The following is a 21,592-nucleotide window of genomic DNA, read 5'->3' as shown; positions in this document are numbered from 1 at the left end:
TCTTTGTACAACGAAAATGTATATTCTGCGAATCGAACAATGAATTTGATTTTCTGTCTTATTTATGCGAGTTTAAATCAAATAGTGAACAAGCAGCTAATGGGTTAAGAAAATAGTGTAAACTAGAAAAAATCATACCTTTATTTAAAGAAGAAAATAATCCCTGGAAACAGGATAATTAAGATTACAAATCCTTCAAAATCTCTTTAAGAACAACCTGAGCGGAAACAACTCTGTTAGCTGCCTCAGGAATGACAATTGATTGCGGACCATCTATCACTTCATCGCTCACAATCATGTTGCGGCGAACAGGCAGACAGTGCATAAAATAAGCATTATCAGTAAGTGCCATCTTGGCGGAGTCAACTGTCCACGAGCGATCTGTACTCAAGATTTTACCATAATTGGGATCTTTATAGGCTGCCCAGTTCTTAGCATAAATAAAATCAGCTCCTTTGTATGCTTTTTCTCTGTCATATTCAACAGTTGCATTGCCGACAAACTTCTCATCCAGTTCATATCCCTCAGGATGAGTAATTACAAACTCATAATCAGTTGCATTCATCCACTCCGCGAAAGAATTGGAAACAGCCTGCGGAAGAGGTTTAGGGTGAGGAGCCCAAGTCAGCACCACTTTTGGTCGCTCCTTCTTCTTAAACTCTTCAATAGTAATCAGATCGGCAAAACTCTGAAGAGGGTGACGCGTAGCAGCCTCCATACTGAATACGGGTCGCCTTGAATAATGAATAAACTGATTAAGGATAACCTCGTTATAGTCATACTCCTTATTTTCGAACTGAGCGAAAGACCTTACACCTATAATATCACAATAGGAACCCATAACCGGGATAGCTTCAAGTATATGTTCAGGTTTATCACCATCCATAATTACTCCTTTTTCGGTCTCAAGCTTCCATGCACCTTGATTAATATCAAGAACGATTACATTCATCCCGAGATTAAGAGCTGCTTTTTGTGTGCTTAAGCGGGTGCGCAGACTAGAATTGAAGAATATCATCAACAATGTTTTATTTTTTCCCATTTCCTGATCTGCATATGGATGTTCTTTGACAAACATTGCTTTTTCCAGAGCCAGACTCAGATCACCTATGTCGTGTACGGATGTAAAGTTTCTCATATTATTTAGTTTAATTTCTTTATTAGTTCGTCAATAAAAATATCGATCTCCTCCTTTGTAATCGAGAGAGGAGGGAGTAGTCGCATTATGTTGTTTTTTGCTCCACCGGTAAAGATATGACTTTCGAACAACAACTGGTTACGAACAGATGAATATTCAGGTTTAAACTCTATACCGAGCATTAGTCCATAACCACGTACATCAACTACACCATTAATATTTAGCAGTTTTTCTTTCAGATACTCGCCCACAGAAGCTGCATTATCAACAAGTGATTCATCTTTGATAACATCGAGAACAGCAATCGCAGCAGCACATGCAAGATGATTCCCACCGAAGGTTGTACCCAGCATTCCTTTTTTTGCTTCAAATTTAGGAGAAATCAGCAGACCTCCTATAGGAAACCCGTTGCCCATGCCCTTAGCAGTAGTAATCAGATCGGGCTTTATATCTGCAAACTGATGAGCAAAGAACTTTCCGGAACGACCATATCCTGATTGAATTTCATCGAGTATTAAAGGGACGTTATGTTTTTTGCAAAGCTGGTCGAGTTGCTGCAGAAATTCAGCTTCGGGAACAAATATACCTGCTACACCCTGAATTCCCTCAATAATTACAGCTGCAACATCACCTTTATTTAACTCTGCCTCTACAGAAGCTATATCGTTGAGTGTTGAAAATGTGACTTCATGGCCACTGTTGAAAGGTGATTGTATATCTGGATTGTCTGTGATTGCGACTGCTCCGGAGGTGCGACCATGAAATGCCTCTTTGAAAGCTATTACCCGGCTTTTCCCTGTATAAAAAGAGGCCAGTTTAAGTGCATTCTCGTTGGCCTCAGCACCTGAGTTGCATAAGAAAAGAGAGTAGTCGGTATACCCGCTTTGCTCACCAAGTTTTTGAGCAAGAGTCTTCTGCAGTGAATTTAGTACTGAATTAGAGTAAAAGCCTATCTTCTCTACCTGATCACTTATTGCTTTTATATAAACGGGGTGTGAATGACCTATGGAAATTACTGCATGTCCGCCATACAGGTCAAGATATTCATTACCCTCATTGTCCCAGACATGACATCCCTTAGCCTTAACTGGCTCAATATTCCATAAACTGTATACATCAAATAGTTCCATTTTCATTCTTACAATTTAAAATTAAAACGCACTTCCCTTTAATTTTAATCCAAGCGACTCATCAAAACCAAACATAAGGTTCATGTTCTGTACGGCTTGACCAGATGCACCTTTTACCAGATTGTCAGATATTGATGTTATATGTATATAACCGTTATGGAATTCAATATGCAGAAGACATTTATTTGTGTTTACAACCTCTTTGAGACTGATGGGTTTATCAGAAACAAACACGAAAGGTGAGTCGGCATAATAATCTTTGAAGTATGCAATTGCTTCATCATCAGTAATGGTTCCATTCCATTTTGTATATAAGCTTGCAAAGATCCCACGGGTAAAATCACCTCTCATTGGCACAAAGTTGATTTGTGGCAGGTTACTGTTACCTGCAGAAATAAGTGTGTTGCTGATCTCTTCAAGATGCTGATGAGTAAAAGGTTTGTAAACAGAGATATTATTGTCGCGGTAACTGAAATGTGTTGTTTCGCCAGGTTTCTTTCCTGCTCCAGTTGAGCCTGTGATGGCATGTATGTGAATATCTTCTGTTAAAAGATTCTTTGATGCAAGTGGTAAAAGAGCCAGCATTATTGTTGTGGCAAAACAACCCGGATTGGCAACGTTATCAGCTTTACGAATCTCTTCGCGGTTCTGTTCGCATAATCCAAAAACAAACTTCCTGTTTCCAAATTCAGGTTGATTGCGGAAGTCGTTCCCCAGATCTATAACCTTGCAACCTGCTGGCAGTTCATTCTTCTCAAGAAATTCTCTCGATAATCCATGTCCCAGACAAAGAAATATTACATCGGGATTTTTAAAAGTATCACTATAGACAAGATCGGTTTCTCCAATCAGATCTCTGTGTATATCAGATACAGACATTCCAACGGATGTTGTACTGATTACCGACTCAATATTTACCTCAGGGTGGTGAAGCAGGATACGCAGAAGTTCTCCCGCTGTATATCCTGTTCCACCTGCTATACTTACATTAATCATTATCGTGAATTGTATAATAAATTTTCAATGGATTGGCAGTTACTTTTGTAAATCCTACCACATCCTGACCTGTAAAAGATTTATTGCTTTCGCCATATTCGCCGAATTTCGAACTCATTAGATCGAACTCACTTGAGCAGCCCAATACCGAGAAGTGATATGGACGAAGCTCAACTTCAACTTCCCCTGTTACATATTTCTGTGTATCGTTGAGGAATGTTTCTATATTTCGCATAACCGGTTCAAGGTATTGAGCCTCATGCATAAGCTGACCGTACCAGTTGGAGAGCTGATCTTTCCAGTAGAGCTGCTGTTTTGTAAGTACATGCTTTTCCAGCAGGTGATGCGCTTTAACAATAATAAGTGGAGCCGGTGCCTCGAAAGCAACCCTGCCCTTTGTTCCAATAATTGTGTCTCCTACGTGGACATCGCGACCAATCCCGTACTGTGATGCAGTTTTATGCAGTTTGTGTATCAATTCAACCGGATCCAATTTCTCACCATTTAGTTTAACAGGTTCTCCCTTCTCAAAACCTATGGTGATTCTTTCTGTTCCATGATTTACTACTTGCGATGGGTAGGCTTCTTCAGGAAGTACACCTGATGATTTCAATGTTTCAACTCCACCCACACTTGTTCCCCAGATACCCTGGTTTATTGAGTATTTTGATTTTTCCCATGAAAAGTCAAATCCCTTCTCTTTGAGATAGTCGATCTCCTGCTGACGAGAGAGGCTCAGCTCACGTATCGGAGCAATTATTTTTACTTCAGGAGCCAGAACTTCAAACACCAGGTCGAATCTTACCTGATCGTTCCCGGCACCTGTACTTCCATGTGCAACATAATCTGCCCCTGTTTTTCTTACATGTTCAAGTATTGCCATTGCCTGAAAGAAGCGTTCAGAGCTAACTGAAAGAGGATATGTGTTGTTCTTTAACACATTGCCAAATATCAGATATTTAATGCCATTATTATAATAATCATTAACAGCATCTATGCATGTATGAGAAGCAGCTCCCAGTTTAAGGGCACGTTCTTCAATTTTAGCTGCTTCTTCATCAGAGAATCCGCCCGTATTAACTATTACGGTGTGTACTTCCAACCCTTTTTCATTCATTAGATAAGGGACGCAAAAGGAGGTGTCGAGACCACCACTGAATGCTAAAACTACTTTCTGTTTCATTTCTTATATAATTTATTTGGTTTTCTTGTTTTGATTACCGGTTTTACAACCTTTTTGGCGAATGTGCTGGGCTTCTGAACAGGTTGTGTGGAAGGATCCTTGGGATCATAAAGCAAACCAGTACAGAGACACATTTTAAAGTTGTTACGCTGCAATATATCGTAATTTCTGCAACCTTTGCAACCATTCCAAAACTCTTCATCATCTGTAAGCTCAGAAAAAGTTACAGGTTTAAATCCAAGCTCCGTGTTCATTCTCATTACAGCTAATCCAGTAGTAATACTAAATATTTTAGCGTTAGGATATAGCTTGCGTGAAAGATCAAATATAGTCCTTTTGATTTTTTTTGCAAGGCCCTGGTTACGATAATCAGGGTGTACAATCAATCCGGAGTTGGCTACAAATCGTTTGTGACTGAACGTTTCAATATATGAAAAGCCTACTAATTTATCACCGTCGAGAGCGATGACGGCTTTACCTGCCTCAATTTTTTCTGCAACATATTCGGCACTGCGTTTAGCAATACCGGTGCCACGAGCCTGTGCTGATTCGTAAATCAAATCGCATATCTCTTGAGAATAACCTACAAAACTGCTGTTTGCAATATGAATTTCTACATTCATTTTAATATAATAAAAAAGATAGTTGTTGTGTTGTGAATAATCGCAATAAAGCGACAAAAGTAAATAGACGGAGGGACAGAGTCAGCATACTGTTTGCTGTCTGTATATAAATCAAGAGCGTCGTCGGACAAGGACTGCTGCTTGGTGAAGGTTTGTATGTGATAAAAACATTATCATAGAACCGCAAAAGTAGTAATAATAATTTAATAATAGCAATACTTTAAAAAAAATATCTATTATAATAAAAGGTAATAGAGCAAAATGTTAACGGTTGTCGTTGAAATTGAGAAAAAGTGTTATAAAAATTGTCTTTTTGACGCTTTTTTCTTATTTTTGTGTTTCAGGTGAAAACAACACATATCAACCTGAACCACATCTGCAGGTTTTTTTTCTCTCCTGTGTTAAAAATTAATATATAATATGGAAACAATTAAGTACAGAAATTATATTCTTAGGAATTTTACCGATTTACCTCAAATTAGTTCTCTAACTCAAGAAGAACAGGAAGCTATCAGGGTAGTTGGTCAGGTATTACCGTTCAAAGCTAATAACTATGTTGTGGAGCAGCTTATCGATTGGAATAATGTTCCCAATGATCCAATCTTTACACTCACATTTCCCAGAAAGGAGATGTTATCCAGGAAAAATTATAATGAAGTGAAATCACTTTTGGACAAAGGAGATGAGGCAGCTCTTAAACAGAAGGTTTATGATATAAGGATGAAACTGAATCCTAATCCTGCAGGTCAGGAAAAGAATATTCCAATGGTTGACGGAATAAAGCTGCACGGTATGCAGCATAAATACAGAGAGACTGTATTGTTTTTTCCCAGTCAGGGACAGACTTGTCACGCATATTGCACATTCTGTTTCCGCTGGCCACAGTTTTCTGGCATGAATGAACTTAAGTTTGCAATGAAGGAGGCTGATCTGCTGCATAGATATCTTTTAAAACATCCTAAAGTAACAGATGTTCTTTTTACAGGTGGTGACCCTCTTACTGCAAAAGCAAGTATAATGGCTGCATATATTGAACCACTGCTTACTAAAGAATTTGATCATATCAAAAATATACGTATTGGAACTAAAACTCTTTCATACTGGCCATACAGATTTTTAACAGATAAGGATGCAGATGACCTTCTTATGCTGTTTGAAAAAGTGCAGAAAGCGGGTAAACATCTTGCCTTCCAGGCGCATTTCAATCATCCGGCTGAATTATCTACTGATGTAGTGAAGCAGGCAATTGAACGTATTAGAAATACAGGTGCACAGATTAGAACTCAATCGCCACTACTGCGACATATAAATGATGATCCTAAAATATGGGCAAATATGTGGAAAGAGCAGGTTAGACTTGGTTTAATACCCTATTATATGTTTGTAGCCAGAGATACCGGATCTAAAGAGTTTTTTGATGTGCCACTAGAGAAAGCATGGGATATTTTCCGCAAAGCATACAGAAGTGTTAGTGGGGTTAGTCGCACCGTAAGAGGACCAAGTATGAGTGCTGGTCCGGGTAAGGTTCAAGTACTGGGTGTGACAGAGGTACATGGAGAAAAAGTATTTGTGCTGAGATTTATTCAATGCCGTAACCCAAAATTAATTGATATACCTTTCTTCGCGAAATATGATAAAAAGGCAACTTGGTTTGATGAATTAGTACCTGCATTTGGAGAAAAAGAGTTTTTCTTTCAGAAAGATAATCTGTTAGGAAAGAATGGAAGAGACACTGATTTTATTTGGGAATAGTAAGAAAATAACTAACATATCAACTTACTTATCAACAAAAAAGATAACGTTTTAAATATTTAACACAAAAATATTCGATTTATTGTTTATTTTGCCATCTGAAGCAACATAAGAAAGTTGCTTTATGAAAATTGAAGTATGGGAAGAATAATCTCTTTGGCAAATCAGAAAGGCGGAGTTGGTAAAACAACTACTACAATTAATCTTGCAGCCTCGTTGGCAGCTTTAGATAAAAAGGTGCTCGTAGTTGATGCAGATCCACAGGCAAATGCCTCCTCAGGTTTAGGTATCGATATTAAAAGTGTGGAGAATACTATTTATGAAGGACTGATTGGTAAAAGCAAGTCTCAGGATACTATACTCAACACTCCATTTGAAAATATCGATATCATACCTTCACATATTAATCTGGTAGGAGCGGAAGTGGAGATGGTTCAAATGGATAACAGAGAGAAAAGACTACGGGAATTACTTTTGCCATTAAAGGAAATATATGACTATATTCTGATTGATTGTTCACCATCTTTAGGCATAATTACAGTTAACGCACTTACTGCCGCCGATTCTGTAATGATTCCTGTTCAGTGTGAGTATTTTGCACTTGAAGGACTAAGTAAGTTGTTGAATACTATTAAGATTATTAAATCAAAACTTAACAAATCCCTCGAAATTGAGGGGTTTGTTCTAACTATGTATGATTCACGTTTAAGACTTCATAACCAGATTTATGAGGAGGTGAAACATCACTTTAAAGAGCTGGTATTTACTACGGTAATCCAGAGAAATATCACTCTTAGTGAATCACAAAGTTTTGCTCAGCCTGCGTTAATGTATGATGCCGGTTCGCGAGGGGCTATCAATTACCTTCAGCTTGCACAGGAACTTATTGGAAAAAATGCCTAACTTTGTAGATCTGACAAATTAAATTATGGCAAAAAAGAATGCATTAGGACGAGGATTGGATGCACTGATAACCTTTAATGAAGGCGATACACAGGGCTCCTCATCAATTAGTGAGGTTGAACTTCATAAAATTGCACCAAATCCTGATCAACCAAGAAGGTCTTTCGATGAAGAGGCTCTTCAGGAGCTTGCAGCTTCAATAAAATCAATCGGTCTTGTTCAACCTATTACTTTAAGAGAGATTGATGAAGATTCTTATGAAATAATTGCCGGAGAGAGACGTTACCGCGCATCGTTGATGGCAGGATTAACGTCAATACCTGCATATATAAAAACTGCCGATGATGATGAGACTATGGAGATGGCGCTGATTGAAAACATTCAGCGTGAAGATCTTAACTCCATAGAGATTGCATTGGCTTATCAGAAACTTATCAACACACTATCTTTGACTCAGGAGCAGCTTAGTGAAAGAGTAGGGAAAAAAAGAGCCACTGTAGCTAACTACCTGCGTCTTTTAAAATTGCCTGCTGAAGTTCAAATGGGTGTCAAAGATAAAAAGATAGATATGGGTCATGCACGAGCTTTGGTAACCATGAACGATCCTGTTGCTCAGCTTTCACTTTATAATGTTATATTACAAGAAGGTCTTTCTGTGCGAAACGTAGAGACAATTGTAAGAGAGTATAGTGATGGAAAGCAGATTGAGGATATCATAAATCCCGAAGGTAAAAGTGCAAAATCAGAAAATAAGAAAACAAAACAGAAATTACCGGATGACTTCGAAATTTTAAAGAAGCATCTCTCTTCCTATTTTGAAACAGATGTTCAGTTCTCCTATAATAAGAATGGAAAAGGGAAGATTACAATTCCTTTTAATTCGTCAGATGAACTGGAAAGAATTATAGTTATGTTCGATAAAATGAAATAACAAATTTAGTATGAAGGTTTCCGGATTGCATGTTTTTCTGCTGTTTATATTTTATTCTGCCGGATTGCATGCACAGATTTTTTCTACTCAACAACATACTGATTCATTACAGATAGTTGCAAAGGATTCAACTTTTGCGATTGAGGGTGATTCAGCTGATGTTGTTGTAATAGACAGAAAATCACCACTTTTACTTCCTGAAACATATTCAGATAAGTTCTCCGCTCCTATGTATATGTTTAAACCTACACCTAGGAAGGCTGTAATATATTCAGCCATTTTTCCGGGTCTGGGTCAGATTTATAATAGAAAGTACTGGAAATTACCTATCTTGTACGGTGGTTTTGTGGGGTTTACATATGCAATAACTTGGAATAACGGTTATTACAGGGATTATCTTGGGGGGTATCAAGATATTATGGATAGCAATCCTGAGACTAACAGGTGGCAAAATCTGCTGCCATTTGGCATGGATCCTGAATCAGTAGATCAAAAATGGTTCACGGATGTTCTTCAGCAAAGGAAGGACTATTACAGATATTATCGTGATTTGAGTATAATTGGGACTTTTGCTTTATACTTACTTGCAATTGTTGATTCTTATGTTGATGCTCAATTGTTTGATTTTGATATGAGTCCTGATTTATCTATGCGAATAGAGCCTGCACTTTTAAGGGAAGAAAGGCCTAACTACATGGGAAGCTCCTATGGTCTGCAATGGAGTATTAATTTTTAGATTTTAATATCAGATAAAATATTGAATAAAGAGGAAATCCTGATATGAAAAATACTGTCCTATTATCATTGATTTTTTTATTTGGAAACTTAGGTTTATATGCTCAAAACAATACCAGTTACAAGAATGATAATGAGAGTGAAAACTCAAGATCGCAAAACAACAATTCTGGATTAATAAGTGATAGTTCTATTGTATATCCGGAAAGTATGACCGAAAATATTGGCACTCTTCTGCATGAGTGGCAACTTGATTTATCAAAATCTGATCTGGATTGTACAAGGGGTGCAAACATTACATATCACGACTCTGTATATGCCAAAAGGTTATATGATTTACCAACCGTTATGGAGTTGTCATATAACCAGGTGGTGAAAAATCATATAGAGATGTATGCAGGCAGAAGAAGAGATCAGGTGAGTTATATGCTTGCATTGGGGGAGTATTATTTCCCAATGTTTGAGGAGGCGCTCGACAGAGAAGGAATGCCACTTGAATTAAAGTACCTTCCGGTAATTGAGTCAGCCTTAAACCCAACTGCAGTTTCACGCGTAGGAGCTACCGGATTATGGCAGTTTATGCTTAAAACGGGTAAAGGTTACGGACTAGAAGTGAACAGTCTTGTAGATGAACGCAGAGACCCTTATAAATCTACTCAGGCAGCAGTAAAGTATCTGAAAGATCTTTATACTATATATGGAGACTGGAATTTGGTTATTGCTGCATATAATTGTGGGCCGGGTAATGTGAATAAAGCAATTGCAAGAAGTGGTGGTAAGCGCGATTATTGGGAGATTTATAATCGTCTTCCCAGAGAAACAAGGGGTTATGTGCCTGCTTTTATCGCAGCAAATTATATTATGAATCATTATGCCGATCATAATATTTGTCCAGCCGGTGCTTATGGTTCTGAATTAGCTTTGGATACTGTTCATGTTAATGAAGAGATGCATTTTGAACAGATTGCTGGTGTACTTAATATGCCGGTTAGCGAGATTAAAAGATTGAATCCCCAGTATAAGAAGGATATAATTCCGGGGAACAAGTCGTATGCTTTGGTATTACCAACTGAAAAAATGTATGCTTACATAGATCAGAATGATTCCATCAGAAACTATAACAGAGATACATATTTTACACACAGAACATACACTGATGACTATATGAATGGGTCAGCCTCACTTGCTGATGGTAATACAACAGATGTCTATTATCAGGTTAAGAGAGGTGATAATTTATCTACAATTGCCAGAAGAAATGGAACCACGGTTGCCAGGATTAAATCATGGAATGGATTAACTTCTGATCGACTGAGTGTAGGGAAGAGACTTATTGTGGGAAAGAGGGCTGCACCTGCTCAATCGGCTGAGACACAGCAACAACTAGCACAGACCATTACAGATGGCAAAACTACAACTGTAAATACGTATTACAGAGTTAAAAAGGGTGATACATTGGGTGAAATTGCCAGAAAGAATAATGTACTTGTTTCACAACTGCGTTCATGGAATAATCTTAAGTCAACAAGAATCGATATAAATGACCAACTGATTGTTGGACAGAAAGTTGTAGCTTTACCTGCTGAAAAGGAGCAGGAATCAAATCAGGAAGCCAAGCAGGAAGATCAACATGTCGGGAGTAATATAATTTCTGATTATCTGAAAAGTCAGTTAAATAAAACTACCGAAGCAGAGGAGATTCAGATTGAAGAGGAGATAGAGAAAATCTCAGATTTTGTGGTGGATTTTTAAAGTTGTAAGTGATCTAGATCACTAAAACCTTTTTTGCACTTGTTGTTCCATTAACTGTTTTTACTTTTACTATATATACTCCTTTAGGCAGATGTACTGCCGAATAGGATGTTCTGTTCAAGCTTATATCTGTACTTTCCTGATGTATTTTTTGTCCTGAAACATAAAATATCTCCCATTCAAGCAGATCATCGTTTGACTCAATAAAGATACGTTTGACCTCACCCGAGTAATATACCGATATTGTAGTCTGGTCAAGATCCGGTTCTACCTTAATCTCTCTATTGCCTATTATATACGGTGCAATCAGAAGAGAGGTGTTGGCAGGGTTTTCCATATTTTCAGATGAGCGTACCCATCCTGTAGCGTTTTTCATCCAAGCTGTAGATATTATACCTGATCCTAACTTACGTTGCTCTGTATTAAATACTGAAAATCCGTTTGGTATTCCATTAGCTTCATAATATGAAATGTAAAAACTGCCGTTAAGTGTAATTGGTTCTGGCAGTTCTATATAATTCTCCACGTTATGCCTCATATCCCTATTGGCATAATTGAAACTCTGATTCCCATAGTATCTGTAACTATAATTAAAGGGTATCTCCTGAATCAGATTCTGTGGTCCATTATCACCTGTGTAAATTCTGATTCTTATATTTTTATTTGAGATATCACCGGTAGAAGGAGATGAAATAAAAATTCCTCTTAGCTGTATATTCTCTTTTGCAAAGAACTCTTCGGCAAATTCGTTATAACCAAATGTATTGTTAGTAGCAAACATAGGTACAGACTCAAAATATAGCTCGGTAGCATTTTCATCAGTTCTATAGTTGTGGCTTTTTGTATAAGGCTCGTCAGAATAGGGATTAAATCCATCAATCCTGTTTACACCTGTTCCAGCAGGATCAAGGTAATAGCTAATAGGGTTTGGATTATTAAGTGAGCCTTGCACATTCCAGAACTTGTTTAAAGAAGCATAGATATCTGGTCCACGGGTAGAAGAACAAAAAGACTCACCACCAGTAAGAGTTCCTACTATCCTTTTTTGTCTGTCAAGTAGAGGCGATCCTGATGAACCAGCTTCAGTAGCAGCTGTCTCCCATTCTCTCACTACCCAAAATGAGTTTGGCTCCATGTTATATTTAGAAGTAGGGTCGCTAAAAGTACCAACCGCAAGAGAGCTCTCTTCAATAGCTACTTTTTTTATTCCTCCATTAGGGTGATGTATTCCATGAAATGGAGCTAAGGAAGATGAACCGGAGTCATTTCCCGCATTCCATCCCAGATAGTATGGTTGATATTCTTTAGGAGGAGCCTGTTTTAATTTCAACAGAGAGATATCGTGTCGTTCACTAATAAGTACAGAGTCAGCCGATGCCATTGACATCTGTAAAGGTCCTCTAATGTCCGGTGAGCAAACAGGTGAATTATAATTAAAAAAGGCTACAATATTACCTGCAACTACATTATATTGCCTGTTTCTGAGGAAACTCTCGCTATAATCAAAATTTAGACAATGTGTAGCTGTAAGTATATATGGTATTCCATCTTCAGAGCTATTATTCACAAGACTACCCGTGCAATAAATTGTTCCATTTATAATCAGAGCCACAACTCCGCTTCCCGGCTGAATATTTTCAGGATAACAGATTAAGTTGGGATGACAGGATTGAGAAGGATCCCTTGGTTCTGTTGCTCTGAATATTCCTATAAAGTCATGGTTCACCTCTCCTATCTCTATTTCACTTTGCGTAGCTTCATCTATAGGAACCTGGTATTCTACAATAAGTTCGTCTCCTCCAATAGGCTGAACTGGCAACAGGTTCAGGTCACTGTTGTTTTCATGAGTAAAGGATCCAAGTATCTCTGTCTGATCGGAATTATAGACAAACACTTTAGCACCTTTGGAAAGTTTGAATTTTGAGAAAAGAATATTTAAAGAGTATGCATTTTTTGAGCGAATTCCCACTCGCCATACATTTATATTTCCGACAGTAAAGTTTATTCCGGAGTTATCGGGTCTTAAATGAACATCAAATTTATGAGCAAACTCCAGACTCTTGAATTTTGAATTTTCCAGACCAGACCGCCATAAAGCTTCCTGCTCGTTGAATTTTGGCATATCGATAAAAAGATCGGCAGCAGGAGCGAAAACTCTAACACCTGCATCAGTATTCAAAGGTAATGGTTGTCCTCCGTGACTTATTTGACCCTTTAAAGTGTGGGAGAGTATAATAAAGGTAAATAGAAAAAAGAATTCGCGTCTCATTAAATGGTTTAATAATGGATGTGAACACAAATGTAAGGTTTTTTAAGAAATAGTAGTAATTTTGCAGAGAATAAATATACTTCTATGATCAAATTAAAAGAACTGCTTGATGAAAAAGCAGATTATTATAACAATCCTTCCTTTGTAATAGATGACCCCATTTCAATACCACATAGTTTTAGTGGTAAGCAGGACAAAGAAATCATGGGCTTCTTTGCTGCAACGCTAGCCTGGGGTCAGAGAAAAACAATTATAAACAAGTGTAAAGAACTCGCTGTCAGATTCGACAATGAACCCTATAAGTTTATAACAGGTCACGGAGAAGAAGATTTGAAAAATCTTTTAGGTTTTAAGCATCGAACCTTCAACGATACAGATTTACTCTATTTTGTAGATTTTCTTTGTAGGTTTTATAATGAAAACGATTCTCTGGAAGATGCATTTCTCTCCAATGGCAGATTTATATCTATGGAAGACTCGCTTGTTGGTTTTGAATATAACTTTTTTAATAGTCCGGATGCCCCTCTCAGAACACGAAAGCATGTGGCAACACCCGCCCGCAATTCAGCATGCAAGAGGTTGAATATGTACTTGAGATGGATGGTAAGGGATGATGATAAAGGTGTAGATTTTGGTCTCTGGAAACGTATTCCGCAAAGTTCGTTAATTTGCCCTATTGATGTGCATGTTGACAGGACTGCAAGGAAGTTGGGACTAATTACCAGGAAGCAGACCGACTGGAAAACAGCTCTGGAGCTTTATGAAAATCTAAGGTTACTTGATAATGATGATCCTGCAAAATATGACTTTGCTCTGTTTGGACTCTCTATAGAGAAGGTGTTTTAGTTTTTGTTACACTCTTATTTGCTTGCTATGCGGGGATTTACGTTTGACTCTTTTATATAATCATGTCTGTACATATTGAATAGCAGCAGTAATAAAGAGAGTAGTAGAGGACCAAAAATTATCCCCCAGAAACCAAACATGGCCAGACCTGTCAGTACTCCAAAAAAAGTTATCAGCGGATGTATATTTGCCAGTTTTTTCTGAAGTACAAAACGGATTACTGCATCTGAACCGCCAATGATTGCCAAACCATAAGCCAATAACAGAATCCCTCGTAAAATATCACCTGTCAGAATTGCTGAAAGTCCAACCGGCACCCACACTAAAGAGGTACCAACAACAGGAATTACAGTTGTAAAAGCAACTAATATTGCATACACAAGAGGATTATTTACACCTAAGAATAAGTATCCGACGTATGCAAGAGCTGCCTGAGATAATGCAACTACAGGAATACCGATAGTGTTTGAGAGTATAATTGCTCTTGTCTCCTGCCTGAGTATTGTTTTATTCTCTTCAGAAAACGGTAATGTCTCCATTATTACCACCTCCAGGTTGTTATAGCTTACTAACATAAAATATAGTACAAAAATTGCTATTACACTGTTCATTACCATAGAGCTGAGACTTGAAGCCATTATTTGCATAAATGATTTGCCTGCTTCAGGTATGAAAGATAGGTTTTCTGGTGTAAATATTTCAATTCCTGCTTTCCTTTCAACTTCCGAAACAAACTCTTCAATATAGATTTTAATTTGTTCAGGATTAATGTTGATGCCGGATATCGTATCTGCCACCAAAAAACCTATTCCTGTAAGCGGTAATAGAAAAAATATTACAGAACCTAATACAATGATTGATGCGCTCAAACCGCGACTCAGTTTGTGCTGTTCAACCAATTTAATCATCAGGCTTCTTAGAATGGAGTACATTGCAATTGCTGCCATAAATCCACCCAGATAGTATCTCATTTCTGTAAAAATGATTATAGACAGTAATAGAATAAATCCAACTAAGACATATCTATAGACTGAATTCCTCTTATCTGAGTTCATGACACCTTAATTACAATTATATATTATTCACCACCATATTCCATCAGGTATGCTTTAATAAATGCATCAATATCTCCATCCATAACACCATTAACGTCAGATGTCTGATAATTTGTTCTGTGATCTTTCACTCTGCGATCGTCAAATACATAACTTCTGATTTGTGAGCCCCACTCAATTTTCTTTTTACCCGCTTCAATAGCTGCCTGTGCTGCACGCCTTTTCTCCAGCTCTATTTCATATAGCTGCGATTTCAAAAGACGAAGGGCGTTTTCACGGTTACCCATCTGAGAGCGGCTCTCGGTATTTTCTATCACTATCTCCTGTTCCTCGCCGGTATCAGGGTCTTTATAATTATAGTGAAGACGAACACCTGTTTCCACTTTGTTTACATTCTGTCCTCCAGCACCTGATGAACGGAAAGTGTCCCAGCTTAAGTTGGCCGGATTAATCTCTATTTCGATAGAATCATCCACAAGTGGAACCACAAATACCGATGCAAAAGATGTCATACGTTTTCCCTGTGCATTGAAAGGGGAAACACGAACCAAACGATGTACCCCGTTTTCACTTTTTAGAAAACCATATGCCAGTTCTCCTTCAACCTGAAGTGTAGCGGTTTTAATACCTGCATCATCACCATCCTGCCAGTTTGTAACAGTAGTTTTGTAGTTTTTACTTTCGCACCATCTCTGATACATCCTGAAGAGCATCGAAGCCCAGTCCTGACTTTCTGTACCACCAGCCCCTGCATTTATCTTTAAAACTGCTCCAAGCTTATCCTCCTCTCTTCTGAGCATGTTTTTAAGTTCAAGATCCTCTATTAATGCAATAGCATGTTCGTAACTTTTCTGGACCTCTTCTTCAGTAACAATGCCATCTTTTACAAAGTCAAAAGCCAGCTCCAGTTCATCAGCAGCTGACTTAACCTCATTATAGGAATTTATCCAAAATTTAAGTTCTCTTACCACTTTCATCTGGGCTTCGGCAGATTTTGCATCGCTCCAGAAATCAGGCGATTGAGTCCTAAGTTCCTCTTCTTCTAACTGTATGGTCTTTGAATCGATGTCAAAGATACCCCCTCAGCGCTTTCTCGCGCTCCAGCACATCTTTAAGCTGGTCTGCTGTAATCATAATCGTTTTTTTAAATTCGAGGACAAAAATACATAAAATGAGGCAAACATGAATCATTTTCAATACAATAATGAAAGATGGCACATTCTTTATATGCATATTTTGGACAGCTGTCCAATATGTGCAATCAAAAAGGGCAAAACTATGTTAACAACGATATGCGGTAATTAAAAAAATAGAATAATATGCATTTAATTTCTATAATAATTTAATTATTCTCATATTTGTGGTTTACAATCAATTAACGTAAAAATATCGTTATGAAACAGATTAATTTTAGCAAGCTCCTGAAAATATCTTCAGTGATGCTGGTAGTATGTGTTGTTTGTTCATGTACATATATTGATGACAAAATGGACAGTTTCGATAACAGAAGTGGACTTTATAGTGAAGAAGTAGAAAAAAGCTATCCAAAGTCTAAATCTTCTGGTGCGGTATTTCTTCTCATTGATGAGGAAAGTATTGACAATGACAGTGAGCCCAATATGTTTAAAGATTGGGAGATAAACGGTAATATTTCAGAAATTGGTCTTCGCAAAATATTGCCATATTTCAAAGAAAATGTAGGAAAGCAGATTCCGTTATTTACAGGTCAGGTTGGCGATGAGGGGTGGTTTGCACCTACTTATATTCCAACTAGCTGGTCAGATGCCGGCCCAGGCTCAGACGGCTCGTTCAACTACTTTATGGCTGGTCCCGGTTTAGGATATAATGGAAACGAAGAGCATCTTGAAAAAGTGCCTGGAGTTGTTCCATTACGTGCATCCGGTATTTCTATGCTGAAAGGGAAAACAGTCTATGCAGTTGTATATGAAGATGACTTGTCTGTAAACTACACTCCATTTTATGCAAACTTAAAAGGGGAAAATCTAGGAGTGGTTGCTTTTACGATATTAGAAGTAGTTGAAAGTAAAGAAGGATCATCCTCATCATTGCCTGTTGCAATTGTAAGAATAGAGGATGCCAGCCTTGTTTCAACATATCCTCTTATGTTGTTTTCTAACGCGCCGATACCATTTTCATCATCGGAACCTATGGATATTAAACCATCAATTAATGTTGCATCAGCAAAATTAGTTGATGCCTGGTAAGATATTTAATTTATCACCAGCCTTTAAAATGGAATCCAGATATGGGTTCCATTTTTTTATCTCTTCAACGGAACAACCATATCTCTTTGAGATAGAGTAAAGAGTCTCTCCAGGTTGTACAATATGAGTTTCAAATGGAGTAGGAACAAGTGCATTCTCTTCTCGCAATATTACATCAGATTTAACTATCGGCAGTTTATCTTTTTGCTCTCGCTTTTTACTATGACCTTGTTGAGTAAGCAGCTCCGGGTTTTTTGAAGGGTCTGTTTGTGCAACTGTTATTATAGCTGGATTCAGTTGTTTAAGTACAAGTTCTGCAGATTCAACCACATTTCGTTTTACATCTTCCTGATATGAATTCTCTTTCAGAACTCTTCCTCCCCGCAGGTAGCGTGAAGCATAATATGGCTCAGTGGAAGATGAAATAATCACTCCACTTGTAGTTGAAGCATGAATAAATCTAAACTCGCCATTGGGATAGGTTTCAGTAACAATTCCCACGTGTCCCACGCTACCATTTTTTCTGTTGCCTTCAAAAAAGACCAGATCACCTTTTCTAAGCTTATCTTTGCTGGTAATGGAGGGGAATTGCTTGTCCTGTCCGGCAGAACTGGAGTTTAATCTAAAACCGAACTCTCTGAATACATACGAAGTAAAGCCTGAGCAGTCAAAAGAGTTTGGCCCCTTGCCTGAATATCTGTAAGGCTTGCCAAGATGTTTTTTACTAAAATCAAGCACATCCTTTTGTAAAGCTGTGGTACTGCTTTTTCGGGATAAACCTGTTCTGCCCGCTCCACACGATGCGAGAAGTATAATCAGAGTGAAAAGTGAAACAAGTTTAAATAAATAGTTTCCAGAAAATAGTTTCAGTATCATATTATGCACTTGAGCTCAAGAAAGCAAAATTAAATAAAAATACTTTCTGTAACTGATGGTTATGCTAATATTAACAATGCCCCTCTTATTTTATGAAATTTAAACCTTTAGCGGAACACTGTTTTATTATGGCAATTTATATCGATTTATGTAGTATATTTATAACCTGAAGTCTGTCTGATAAAAAAAATATTGAAATGAAGCATTTGAAAAATATCGTATTCGATTTTGGTGGAGTCCTGATTGATTGGAATCCGGTATATTTATATAAAAAAGTGTTTGACAGTGAGGAGCAGATGAGCTATTTTCTTGAGAATATCTGTAGTTCCGAGTGGAATATACAGCAAGATAAGGGTAGGCCTCTTTCCGAAGCCACTGAACTGCTACAGAAAAAACACCCTGAGTATAAGAATGAAATAGAGATGTATTATGGTAGATGGACCGAAATGCTTGGCGGTCTGTTTGAAGAAAATGTTAAACTCATAAAACCCTTGAAAGAAAAGTACAAAGTGTATGGACTTACAAACTGGTCAGCAGAAACCATACCTCACGCAATGGAGCGATACGGTTTTTTCAAAGATCTTGATGGTATTGTAGTATCAGGAGAGGAAAAATTAATAAAACCTGATTCAAGAATATATCAAACCCTTTTGGATAGATTTGATATAAAAGCAGAAGAAACACTTTTTATCGATGACAATCACACTAATGTTGAGGCAGCCCTGAATATGAATTTTAAAGTAGTTCATTTAACAGAAGATCTTAATCTAGAAAAGTGGCTCAAGGATAATGAAATTATGCCTTAAAATGTAAGGTTCAAATCATTTAACTTTTTTTTTTCATCGTAATAACAGAATGTTCTTACCTTTGTCGTTGTAAAACAATGTGGAGAGATTTGGACTGCTTGCAACCACAGAAAAAAATGCTAAAACGATTTTCTGAATTTCCCCTCACTTTTATGCTGCAGTTCACACGTTGTTTATATTTATAATGTATAACGACGTTTTCTTTATAAATATCATATTTATAAAAGAAGGCATAAACTATTAAAAAATGAGTTATTTATTTACTTCCGAGTCTGTTTCGGAGGGTCACCCGGATAAGGTGTCCGATCAAATATCGGACGCAATTCTTGATGAGTTTCTGGCATACGACCACAATTCAAAAGTAGCATGTGAAACTCTTGTTACCACAGGTCAGGTTGTGCTTGCAGGTGAGGTAAAATCCAATGCATATGTTGATGTTGCAGAAGTAGCACGTAATGTGATAGGCAAAATAGGCTATACAAAAAGTGAGTATGGTTTCGAGGCAAACTCATGCGGCGTATTCTCAAGTATACATGAACAATCTGATGATATAAACAGAGGAGTTGATCAGAAATCAGACCCAATGGAACAGGGTGCAGGAGATCAGGGCATGATGTTTGGATATGCAACAAATGAGACCGACAACTACATGCCGCTATCACTCGATTTGAGTCACGCATTACTCATTGAGCTGGCAAATATCCGCAAGAATGAGTCAGTCCTCATGCCATACCTTCGTCCCGATGCAAAGTCACAGGTAACTATAGAATATTCAGAGGAAGGAATCCCTTTGCGAATAGATACAATAGTGATTTCAACTCAGCATGATGAGTTCGAGAAACCCAAAAAAGACACCAAAGAAGCGGCATTAGAAGCAGATGAAAAGATGCGTTCGCGAATTGAAACCGATATTCGAACAATACTGATACCTCGTGTGCAGGCACAGTATAAACGTCGTAAAGACATACTTAAACTATTTGATGGAGATATCAAATATTTTGTAAACCCAACAGGTAAGTTTGTCATTGGAGGACCAACCGGCGATACAGGTTTAACCGGACGTAAAATAATTGTTGACACATACGGAGGCAAAGCAGCACATGGTGGCGGAGCTTTCTCAGGTAAAGACCCCTCAAAGGTAGACAGATCTGCAGCATATGCAGCTCGTCATATAGCTAAAAATATGGTAGCAGCAGGAGTCTCTTCTGAAATACTGATCCAGATATCTTATGCAATTGGGGTATCAGAACCCATGAGTATATATGTAAACACATACGGTAAGAGCAAAGTGAATATGACTGACTCTGAGATTGCAGATAAAATCAGGTTGCTTTTTGACTTACGTCCAAAAGCAATAGAGCAGCGTCTTAAGCTTCGCAACCCCATCTACTTTGAAACAGCCAGCTATGGTCATATGGGAAGGGAGCCTCAGACAGTGAAAAAAGTTTTCAAATCCCGTTATATGTCAAATCCGGTTGAATACAATGTTGAGCTGTTCACATGGGAAAAGCTTGACTATGTTGATAAAATCAAGAAAGCTTTCAATCTTAATGATTAGGTGATATTCACCCCTTTTACATAACAATAATTTATCTGTTATAATACCAAAAGGTATACTTTAATATTACATAGTCCTTGCCCACCTCATTTTTTAATGAGGTGGGTATGAAGATAATATGTCCCATCCTCCATTATATTAATATCAAATGAATAAAAAGAACCCCATAGTTGTTGTCTACTGCGCTTCAAGTCCGGAAATTGACAAATCATACATTAAAGATGCCGAGAAGCTTGGAGAGTTGCTTGCCAGGAATGGTGTTGACTGTATCACAGGTGCAGGAAAGCTGGGATTAATGGGAGTTCTGAATGACGCTGTTCTGAATAACGGTGGCAGAGTAAAAGGTATCATACCCGAATTTATGGTTGAAGCAGGATGGTGTCATGAAAGTCTGACCGAAACAATAATTACAGAAACTATTCATGAGAGAAAAGAGCAGATGGCTCGTCTTTCAGATGCGGCAATTGCATTGCCAGGTGGTATCGGCACCCTTGAAGAATTAGCTGAAATTATTACCTGGAAACAGCTTGGACTCTTTAAGAACCCTGTTATAATTCTCAATACAAATAATTACTATGATCCTCTGCTTGATTTCTTGGAAAGAATGATTGAGCAGAAGTTTATGAATCCTTCATACGCAAACCTTTTGCAAGTTGCTTCCACACCGGAGGAGGTGATAAACATACTGAAGAATAAATCAGATTGGAATCCCTCATTTTCTAAAAATCACAAAAAAGAGTTGTAAATTTGCGTAAAACAAATTAAGTAAGTGCCACTCTTATTCCAGGATACAATACAGGATTCGCTATCATTA

General features: G+C 37.7%; 19 protein-coding genes. 10 read left to right on the top strand and 9 right to left on the bottom strand.

Going from position 1 to position 21,592, the window contains the following annotated elements:
* Window positions 1-184 precede the first annotated feature (184 nt).
* Genes PHO43_RS02530 through PHO43_RS02510 form a run of 5 tightly spaced genes read right to left on the bottom strand, consistent with a single transcriptional unit; the run spans window position 185 to window position 5,070 of the window.
* The gene (locus tag PHO43_RS02530; RefSeq protein WP_288011188.1) at window positions 185-1,138 is read right to left on the bottom strand and encodes an N-acetylornithine carbamoyltransferase; all 954 of its coding nucleotides are present in this window, start codon (window positions 1,136-1,138) and stop codon (window positions 185-187) included.
* Window positions 1,139-1,143: 5 nt separating this feature from the next.
* Window positions 1,144-2,268 (bottom strand): aspartate aminotransferase family protein, encoded by a 1,125-nt coding sequence (locus PHO43_RS02525; RefSeq protein ID WP_045090748.1) that lies wholly within the window; start codon window positions 2,266-2,268, stop codon window positions 1,144-1,146.
* Between the two features lie 21 nt (window positions 2,269-2,289).
* Window positions 2,290-3,264 carry an N-acetyl-gamma-glutamyl-phosphate reductase gene (argC, locus tag PHO43_RS02520; protein ID WP_045088874.1) on the bottom strand — a complete coding sequence of 325 codons (975 nt, stop codon included), beginning with the start codon at window positions 3,262-3,264 and terminating at the stop codon, window positions 2,290-2,292.
* The gene (gene argG, locus PHO43_RS02515) at window positions 3,257-4,447 is read right to left on the bottom strand and encodes an argininosuccinate synthase (RefSeq protein ID WP_288011185.1); all 1,191 of its coding nucleotides are present in this window, start codon (window positions 4,445-4,447) and stop codon (window positions 3,257-3,259) included. Before argG ends, argC begins: the two co-directional genes overlap by 8 nt.
* A complete protein-coding gene (locus PHO43_RS02510) occupies window positions 4,444-5,070 on the bottom strand; it encodes a GNAT family N-acetyltransferase (RefSeq protein WP_053826842.1) in 627 nt (208 codons plus the stop codon). Before PHO43_RS02510 ends, argG begins: the two co-directional genes overlap by 4 nt.
* A gap of 420 nt (window positions 5,071-5,490) precedes the next feature.
* On the opposite strand from PHO43_RS02510, the gene PHO43_RS02505 reads away from it, so the two are divergent.
* The 5 genes from PHO43_RS02505 to PHO43_RS02485 all read left to right on the top strand — a co-directional run bounded on the left by PHO43_RS02505 (window position 5,491) and on the right by PHO43_RS02485 (window position 11,143).
* Entirely contained in the window at window positions 5,491-6,822 is a 1,332-nt protein-coding gene (locus tag PHO43_RS02505) for a KamA family radical SAM protein (protein WP_045088877.1), read from the top strand.
* 138 nt (window positions 6,823-6,960) lie between these two features.
* Complete coding sequence (locus PHO43_RS02500) at window positions 6,961-7,725, top strand: ParA family protein (protein ID WP_045088878.1); 765 nt, start codon at window positions 6,961-6,963, stop codon at window positions 7,723-7,725.
* Between the two features lie 25 nt (window positions 7,726-7,750).
* A complete protein-coding gene (locus PHO43_RS02495; protein WP_288011183.1) occupies window positions 7,751-8,656 on the top strand; it encodes a ParB/RepB/Spo0J family partition protein in 906 nt (301 codons plus the stop codon).
* Between the two features lie 10 nt (window positions 8,657-8,666).
* Window positions 8,667-9,392, top strand: a complete 726-nt coding sequence (locus PHO43_RS02490) for a DUF5683 domain-containing protein (protein WP_045088880.1) — start codon at window positions 8,667-8,669, stop codon at window positions 9,390-9,392.
* 44 nt (window positions 9,393-9,436) lie between these two features.
* Complete coding sequence (locus tag PHO43_RS02485) at window positions 9,437-11,143, top strand: lytic transglycosylase domain-containing protein (protein ID WP_082057315.1); 1,707 nt, start codon at window positions 9,437-9,439, stop codon at window positions 11,141-11,143.
* Between the two features lie 13 nt (window positions 11,144-11,156).
* On the opposite strand, the gene PHO43_RS02480 is transcribed toward PHO43_RS02485, so the two are convergent.
* Complete coding sequence (locus tag PHO43_RS02480; RefSeq protein ID WP_053826839.1) at window positions 11,157-13,412, bottom strand: trypsin-like serine protease; 2,256 nt, start codon at window positions 13,410-13,412, stop codon at window positions 11,157-11,159.
* 84 nt (window positions 13,413-13,496) lie between these two features.
* Here PHO43_RS02480 and PHO43_RS02475 point away from each other — a divergent pair, with 84 nt between their 5' ends.
* Window positions 13,497-14,258 carry a TIGR02757 family protein gene (locus PHO43_RS02475; RefSeq protein ID WP_045088881.1) on the top strand — a complete coding sequence of 254 codons (762 nt, stop codon included), beginning with the start codon at window positions 13,497-13,499 and terminating at the stop codon, window positions 14,256-14,258.
* A 14-nt stretch (window positions 14,259-14,272) separates the two neighbouring features.
* On the opposite strand, the gene PHO43_RS02470 is transcribed toward PHO43_RS02475, so the two are convergent.
* Both PHO43_RS02470 and prfB read right to left on the bottom strand, forming a co-directional pair.
* Window positions 14,273-15,313, bottom strand: a complete 1,041-nt coding sequence (locus PHO43_RS02470; protein WP_045088882.1) for an AI-2E family transporter — start codon at window positions 15,311-15,313, stop codon at window positions 14,273-14,275.
* Window positions 15,314-15,336: 23 nt separating this feature from the next.
* Window positions 15,337-16,447, bottom strand: a protein-coding gene (prfB, locus tag PHO43_RS02465) for a peptide chain release factor 2 (RefSeq protein ID WP_154904843.1) whose coding sequence is annotated in 2 segments (ribosomal slippage) — window positions 15,337-16,383 and window positions 16,385-16,447 — 1,110 coding nt in all. Because the reading frame shifts where the segments join, the coding sequence is not laid out codon by codon here.
* Between the two features lie 260 nt (window positions 16,448-16,707).
* On the opposite strand from prfB, the gene PHO43_RS02460 reads away from it, so the two are divergent.
* Entirely contained in the window at window positions 16,708-17,538 is an 831-nt protein-coding gene (locus PHO43_RS02460) for a hypothetical protein (RefSeq protein WP_053826837.1), read from the top strand.
* Here PHO43_RS02460 and PHO43_RS02455 read toward each other — a convergent pair.
* Complete coding sequence (locus tag PHO43_RS02455) at window positions 17,521-18,414, bottom strand: C40 family peptidase (protein ID WP_052673059.1); 894 nt, start codon at window positions 18,412-18,414, stop codon at window positions 17,521-17,523. The genes PHO43_RS02460 and PHO43_RS02455 overlap by 18 nt on opposite strands.
* A 197-nt stretch (window positions 18,415-18,611) precedes the next feature.
* On the opposite strand from PHO43_RS02455, the gene PHO43_RS02450 reads away from it, so the two are divergent.
* The 3 genes from PHO43_RS02450 to PHO43_RS02440 all read left to right on the top strand — a co-directional run bounded on the left by PHO43_RS02450 (window position 18,612) and on the right by PHO43_RS02440 (window position 21,523).
* Window positions 18,612-19,220, top strand: a complete 609-nt coding sequence (locus tag PHO43_RS02450; protein WP_045088884.1) for an HAD family hydrolase — start codon at window positions 18,612-18,614, stop codon at window positions 19,218-19,220.
* 247 nt (window positions 19,221-19,467) lie between these two features.
* Window positions 19,468-20,778: a methionine adenosyltransferase gene (metK, locus tag PHO43_RS02445; RefSeq protein ID WP_045088885.1), complete on the top strand. Its 1,311-nt coding sequence runs from the start codon at window positions 19,468-19,470 to the stop codon at window positions 20,776-20,778.
* Window positions 20,779-20,926: 148 nt separating this feature from the next.
* Window positions 20,927-21,523, top strand: coding sequence for an LOG family protein (locus PHO43_RS02440; protein ID WP_045088886.1), 597 nt, complete (start codon window positions 20,927-20,929; stop codon window positions 21,521-21,523).
* The last annotated feature ends 69 nt before the right edge of the window (window positions 21,524-21,592 follow it).

The sequence above is a fragment of the Lascolabacillus sp. genome, from assembly GCF_028696275.1.
Taxonomy (GTDB): Bacteria; Bacteroidota; Bacteroidia; order Bacteroidales; family Dysgonomonadaceae; genus Proteiniphilum; species Proteiniphilum massiliensis.
The sequence above is the reverse complement of the archived record's forward strand: the minus strand, read 5'-3'. Positions and strand labels throughout refer to the sequence as shown.